This is a genomic window from Streptomyces sp. NPDC054956, assembly GCF_053609185.1.
This window is the reverse complement of the sequence record NZ_JBSGXB010000379.1, coordinates 1-6,359: the sequence shown is the minus strand read 5'-3', so window position 1 is coordinate 6,359 and position 6,359 is coordinate 1. Positions and strand designations below refer to the sequence as shown.

Sequence of the window (6,359 nt, the reverse complement as noted above, 5' to 3'; positions counted from 1 at the left end):
GTTCGTGGGCGGTCACGGCCGGGTCGCGGTGTGATCGTAGGTGCGGTGGGAAGACGTACGGGGTTGGTTCCATCCGTACCGTCACCCGGGGAGAACGCATGGCCATCGCCCACCGCAGGATCGGCACCGGCCCCGCCCACGTCGTCGTGCTGCACGACTGGTTCGGCACCTCCGCCAACTGGGGCTCCGTGCTGGAGTACCTGGACCCGCGCGAGTTCTCGTACGCCTTCCTCGACTACCGGGGCTACGGCGACCGCCGGGACGTCCCCGGCCGGTACGACCTCGCCGAGATCGCCGACGACGTCCTCGCGCTCGCCGACGAGCTCGGCTGGGACACCTTCTCCCTCCTCGGCCACTCCATGGGCGGCAAGGCGATCCAGCAGGTCCTCGTCCGGGCCCCCGAACGCGTGGAGAAGCTCATCGGGATCAACCCGGTCCCCGCGGCCCCGTACGAGATGGACGACGCGACCCGCGCGCTGTTCTACGGGGCCGCCGAGAACGCCGGGAACCGCCGGGTCATCCTCGACCTCGTCACCGGCCACCGCACGAGCCCGTACTGGCTGGACCGGATGGTCGAGCACTCCCTCGCCGTGTCCCGGCCCGAGGCCTTCGCCTCGTACCTCGCCAGCTGGCAGCCGCTGGACCTGTCCGCCGCGGTCAAGGGCAGCACCGTCCCGGTCCTCGTCCTCGTCGGCGAGTACGACCTCGCGCTCACCGCCGACGTCATGCGGGCCACCTGGAAGGCCTGGTACTCCGACTGTCGCGTCCACCTGCTCCCCGGCGCCGGTCACTACCCGCCGCACGAGAGCCCCGTGGCCTTCGCCACCGAGGTCGAGGCCTTCCTGCGGGGCCAGTGAGCGCGAGACGGCCTAGCCGTGGGACTTGGGCAGCAGACGGTCGATCATGGCCAGGGCGATGGCCGACACGATGAAGGCCATGTGCAGGATCACCTGCCACATCGTCTGCTGCCACACCCATCCGTCACCGGAGATCTCGATGAAGGACTTCAGGAGGTGGATGGAGGAGATGCCGATGATGGCGGTGGCCAGTTTGACCTTCAGCACGTTCGCGTTGACGTGGCTGAGCCATTCCGGCTCGTCGGGGTGGTCCTTGAGGTTCACCCGGGCGACGAAGGTCTCGTAGCCGCCGACGATCACCATCAGCAGCAGGTTGGCGACCATCACCACGTCCACCAGGCCCAGGACCATCAGCATGGTCTTGGTCTCGGTGAGGCTGCCGATGTCGCCGACCAGGTGGGAGACGTCCTTGAGGAAGACCCAGACGTAGACCATCTGGGCGACGATCAGGCCCAGGTACAGCGGCAGCTGGAGCCAGCGGCTCAGGAACATCAGGGCACCGATGCGGTGCCCGACCGTCGCGGCCGGGGCCGGGGCCGGGGCGGGGGCGGCCGGGTTCCCGGTGGCGGGGTCGGCGGGGGCGGTGGGACGTACGGGGGTCGAGGTCGGCATGTTCGGCTCTCGTCGGCAGGTCACAGGACCCTTCCACGGTGCCCCGGGGCCGGGTCCCAAGACCTCGTCCGGAGGTACGGAAGGACCGTGCCGGCTCCATCTTTCGGACGACCCTCCGGTTCAAGACCCCCGCCATGCGCCTTCGGGTCAGGGCGGGCTCAGGCGGCCCACCAGCCACTCCAGTGCCGGCGACACCTCGCGCCCCCACGTCTCGTAGTTGTGCCCGCCGCTGTCCAGGATGATCGACGACACCCGTGCGGGCTCCCGCACTGCCTCGATGAACTCCAGCGTCCGCGGGTACTGGTGCTCGCCCACCCGGCTGCTCGCCACCAGCAGGGACACCGGCGGCTGCGGCAGGTTCCGCAGCCGCCACAGCAGGTCGCTCTCCCGCCGCAGGGTCTCGTCGCCGCCGAACAGGTCGCCGGTGTCGGCGTCCCGCGCCGCCTCGTACGGGGCCGAGAGCCCGGCCGCCGCCCGGTACGCGTCCGGCCGGCGCAGCGCCAGCTTCAGCGCGCAGTACCCGCCCACCGAGTTGCCCATCACGCCCCACCCCCGGGCGTCGCGCGTGAGCCCGTAGTGCGAGGCCACCGCCGCCCGCAGGTCCTGGGCGAAGAAGGTCTCCGTCCGCGGCCCGCCCGGCACGTCCACGCACTCCGTGTCCCGGGGCGGCGCCACCGTCGGCGTCATCAGCACCAGCACCGCCGGCCGCATCCGCCCCGACCTCACCGCCTCCAGCGCCCGCTGCGGATACCGGAACAGGTCGAGCAGCACCCGGGGCGTGCTCGGGAACCCGCTCAGCGCCAGCACCACCGGGAACTCCTCGCGCCGCCGCGCCGTCGCGTACTCGTACTGCGGCGGCAGGTACACGTACGCCCGCGCCGACAGCCCGCTGCGCGCCCCGCGCACCGTGACCGCCTCGATCCGGCCAACCGCCTCCGGATCGTCGGAGCCCCCGTGCCGCCACGAGTGCCTTCCGCGCACCAGCAGCCCGCCCCGCCCCGACGGGTCCTCGCCCGGCGGGAGCGGATCGTCCCGGCGCAGGGACAGCAGGTCGCTCCACGAGCTGTAGAAGCCGTACGAGGAGTTCACCGCGAGCAGCAGCGGCACCGCCATCGTCAGGGTGATCGCCAGCTGCAGCCCGGCCCGCCCCAGCACCGGGAGCGGCCCGCGCCCGGCGAGCCGGGGCCACAGCCACACCGTGCCCGCGAACACCGCGGCCGCCAGGAGCACGCCGAGGAGCAGCACCGGGGCGCCGCCGATGCCGAGCGACACGGCCGCCGGGCCCGGATCAGCCGACCGGGCCGCGCGGTGCGGCGGACACCGCGCCGCTCTCCCAGGCCCAGGCGGCGATCTCCACCCGGTTGCGGAGCCCCAGTTTGGCCTGCACCGAGACCAGGTGCGTCTTGACCGTGGACAGCGAGATGAACAGCCCGTCGGCGATCTCCTGGTTGGTCGTCCCGCGCGCGACCAGCCGTACGACGTCCAGTTCGCGCTCCGACAGCGGCTGCTCACCGGCCCGCGCACCCGGCGGCGCGGGGTGCTCGCCGAGCCGCTCCAGCAGCCGCAGGGTCACGGCCGGGGAGACGAGGGCGTCCCCGCGCGCGGCCGCCCGTACGGCCTCCACCAGCAGGTTCGGCCCGGCGTCCTTGAGGAGGAAGCCGCTGGCGCCGCCGCGCATGGCCCCGTACAGGTAGTCGTCCTGGTCGAAGGTGGTCACGATCACCACCCGCAGCGGATCGGGGACCCCGGGCCCCGCCAGCAGCCGGGTCACCTCCAGCCCGTCCAGCCCCGGCATCCGTACGTCGACCAGGCACACGTCGGGGCGCAGCCGCCGGGCCAGCTCCACGCACTGCACGCCGTCCGTGGCCTCGCCGACCACCTCGATGTCCGGCTGGGCGCCCAGGATCAGCGCGAAGCCGGTGCGGACCATCTCCTGGTCGTCGGCGATCAGGACGCGGATGTCGCTTTTCATGCCTTTGATCCTGCCAGCCCGTCCAGCAGCGGGAAGACCCCGGTCACCCGCCAGCCGCCGTCCGGCCGGGGACCGGCGGTGAGCCGGCCGTCCACCGCCTCGACCCGTTCGCGCAGTCCGATCAGGCCGAGGCCGCCCCGGCCGCCGGGCGGAGCGTGGCCGCGCCGGTCCCCGGGGCCGTTGTCGACCTCCACCGTCAGGCGTACTCCGTCGGTGGCCAGGCTCACCCGGGTGGCCCGCGCGCCCGGAGCGTGCCGCGTCACATTGGTCAGCGCCTCCTGCACCAGCCGGTGCACCGAGGTCTCCACCTCCGGCGCCAGCCGCACCCGCCGTACGGGTTCCGCCAGCTCCAGGACGGCCCCCGGCCGGCCGGCCACCAGCAGGCTCAGCTCCGCGAGCAGGTCCTGCGGCCGCACCGACCCGGAGTCCTGCTCCCGCAGGACGCGGACCAGGCGCCGCATGGAGTCCAGCGTCTCGCCGCCCGCCCGCTCGATGGAGCGCAGCAGCGGATCGAGCCGTTCGGGCGCGGTCTCCCGGATGGCCTGGGCGGCCTGCGCCTGGACGATGATGCCGGTGACGTGGTGGGCCACGAAGTCGTGCAGGTCACGGGCGAGTTCGTGGCGCTCGTGCTCCCGTACGGCCACGATCGCGCGGGCCCGGCGCTGGTCGAGGATGCGCAGGTAGCCGCCGAATCCGGCGGCCCCGGCGGCCGCCAGGGTCAGCGCGAAGGCGACGGTCTCGGCGGTGTCGTCGCTCGGCATCCGCAGCGGGGCCGCGGCGGCCGCGACCCACAGCAGCAGTCCCAGCGGCACCACCCGGGGCGGTTCGGTGTACCGGGCGCACCGGGCCAGCAGCACCAGCAGGGCGGCCGACTCCAGCAGCCCCCAACTCCCGCCCGTGCCGCGGTCCTGCGGCAGCATCGAGGCGGTGACGGCGAGGGAGAGCGGGGCGGCGAGCAGCGCCCGGCCGTCGAGGGGGAGCCGGAGCGCGCGGCCGGGCAGCAGGGCGATCGCGCCGACGACGGCGCCGCAGACGAGGACCGCCCAGGCGTGCGGCGGCGCCACCGCGATCCAGTCGAGGGCCCACACGAGCGCGCAGCCCGTGGCCAGCAGCAGCGCGGGGAATCTCTCTCGGCGCATCGCATTCCGCGGATCGGTGTGAACGGCTGAAGGGCCGAATGGCTGAACGGGGACGGAAAAACCCGTGGGGGGTACGAGGAAACCTCGTACCCCCCACGGGATCAACAGGGTGAGTGACGGGACTTGAACCCGCGGCCACCTGGACCACAACCAGGTGCTCTACCAACTGAGCTACACCCACCACGAAGGGCGGCGGACCACCCGTTCGATGTGCAAGCACAGCATAGCCGATCAGCGGGGTGCTCCCGCGACGCGTTTATCGCGCGACGGCAGGTGGGAGGCGAGGGGAAGGTGGGGAGGGAGGCGAGGCGGAGGTGAGGGGGAGGCCGGAGGCAACCCCGCGGCCGGGATCGCCCTCCCTATCCATATGGGAGCAAACCGACTCACCGGCCTCGACGCCGCCCGCGGCATCGCCGTCCTCGGCATGTTCGCCGTACACGTCGGCCCGCCGCCCGCACCCGAGGGCGCGGGCTGGCTGCTGGTCGCCGCCGACGGCCGGGCGCCCGCCGTCTTCACCCTCATCGCCGGCTTCTCCCTCGCACTCGCCCGCTCCCGGGCCGCCGGCCCGCCGCCGCTGCGGGCGACCCTGACCCGCTGCGCGATCCTCGCCGCGCTCGGCCTGTGCCTGGCCGCGCTCTCGCCCGGAATCCTCGTGATCCTGGCCTTCTACGCCGTCTACTTCCTCGCCGCCGAACCCTTCACCCGGCTGCGCACCCGCACGCTGGTGGCCGTCGCGGGAGCCGCCGTGGTCCTGGGGCCGGTCCTCTCCTACGCCCTGGGCCGGGCCGCCGGGCTGCGCACCGGCGGGCGCGGCGGCACGCCGGTCCCCGCCGACCTGGCGAGCTGGAACGGGGCCGCGGGGGCGTTGCGCGAGCTGCTGCTCTCGGGCGCGTACCCGCTGCTCACGTACTTCCCGTACATCCTGGCCGGCATGGCCCTCGCCCGCGTCGCCGACCTGCGCAGCAAGCGGTCCCTCGGACTGCTGACCGTCGCAGGGGCCGGGGCCGCCGTCGCCGGGTACGGCGCCTCCTGGCTCGCGCTGGGCCCCGGCGGGCGGCGGGCTTCGCTGCTGGCCGCCGTCGCGCGGGAGCACCCCTGGGCCGTGGCGGAACCCGATCCGGTCGGCGCGGTGCTGGGCTCGCAGTTCGGCGCGATCCCGAGCAGCTCCTGGGACTGGCTGCTGCTGGCCGGCCCCTACAGCCAGACCCCGCTGGAGACCCTCGGCAACGCGGGGGTCGGGGCCGTGCTGCTGGGCCTGCTCGCGCTGGCGGCGCGGGTCGCGCGGGTGGCGAAGGCGCTGCGGCCGCTGGCCGCCGTCGGCGCGATGGCGTTGTCGGTGTACGTGGCGCACGCGCTGGTGCTGGCGGTGTTCCTGCGGGGCGTGACCGGCTGGGGCGTCCTGGCCGCCTTCTCGGCCTGCGCGCTGACCACCTGCCTGGCCTGGGCCCACTTCCTGCGCGGCACCCGGCTACGCCGGGGCCCCCTGGAATGGGCCCTGCGAGCGATGACCCCGCCGGGCCCCACCCGACGCCCGACGACCTGATTCGGGCCGGCGCGACGCCCGACGACCTGATTCGGGCCGGCCCGACGCCCGACGACCTGATCGGGGTCGGACCGACGCCCGATGTACTGATCGGGGCCGGCCCGACGTCCGATGGGCCGGTCCGGTCATGCCGTGCGGCCGTGCGGCCGTGCAGGCGTGCAGGCGTGCGGGCGTCGATCCGGATGCGCACCGCGAAGCCCTGCGGGGCGTGTTCCCCTACCCGCCCTTCGCCCGTT

At 74.1% G+C, this 6,359-nt stretch carries 6 protein-coding genes and 1 tRNA gene; 2 read left to right on the top strand and 5 right to left on the bottom strand.

The features are described 5' to 3' along the window. Positions 1-98 precede the first annotated feature (98 nt). Positions 99-857, top strand: a complete 759-nt coding sequence (locus ACWGDE_RS34555; RefSeq protein ID WP_453393015.1) for an alpha/beta fold hydrolase — start codon at positions 99-101, stop codon at positions 855-857. A 12-nt stretch (positions 858-869) separates the two neighbouring features. Here ACWGDE_RS34555 and ACWGDE_RS34550 read toward each other — a convergent pair whose 3' ends face one another. From ACWGDE_RS34550 to ACWGDE_RS34530, 5 genes are all read right to left on the bottom strand, one after another. Next, positions 870-1,469 (bottom strand): TIGR00645 family protein, encoded by a 600-nt coding sequence (locus tag ACWGDE_RS34550; RefSeq protein ID WP_453393014.1) that lies wholly within the window; start codon positions 1,467-1,469, stop codon positions 870-872. 147 nt (positions 1,470-1,616) lie between these two features. Continuing rightward, positions 1,617-2,741, bottom strand: a complete 1,125-nt coding sequence (locus ACWGDE_RS34545) for an alpha/beta hydrolase (protein WP_453393013.1) — start codon at positions 2,739-2,741, stop codon at positions 1,617-1,619. A 16-nt stretch (positions 2,742-2,757) separates the two neighbouring features. Continuing rightward, the gene (locus ACWGDE_RS34540; protein WP_453393012.1) at positions 2,758-3,441 is read right to left on the bottom strand and encodes a response regulator; all 684 of its coding nucleotides are present in this window, start codon (positions 3,439-3,441) and stop codon (positions 2,758-2,760) included. Then, on the bottom strand, positions 3,438-4,580 hold the full coding sequence (locus tag ACWGDE_RS34535) for a sensor histidine kinase (RefSeq protein ID WP_453393011.1): 1,143 nt from the start codon (positions 4,578-4,580) through the stop codon (positions 3,438-3,440). The genes ACWGDE_RS34540 and ACWGDE_RS34535 overlap by 4 nt, the downstream gene beginning before the upstream one ends. Positions 4,581-4,688: 108 nt before the next feature. Next, positions 4,689-4,761 (bottom strand) — tRNA-His (locus tag ACWGDE_RS34530). Positions 4,762-4,947: 186 nt separating this feature from the next. Here ACWGDE_RS34530 and ACWGDE_RS34525 point away from each other — a divergent pair. Continuing rightward, a complete protein-coding gene (locus ACWGDE_RS34525; protein WP_453393010.1) occupies positions 4,948-6,123 on the top strand; it encodes a DUF418 domain-containing protein in 1,176 nt (391 codons plus the stop codon). Positions 6,124-6,359: the final 236 nt, after the last annotated feature.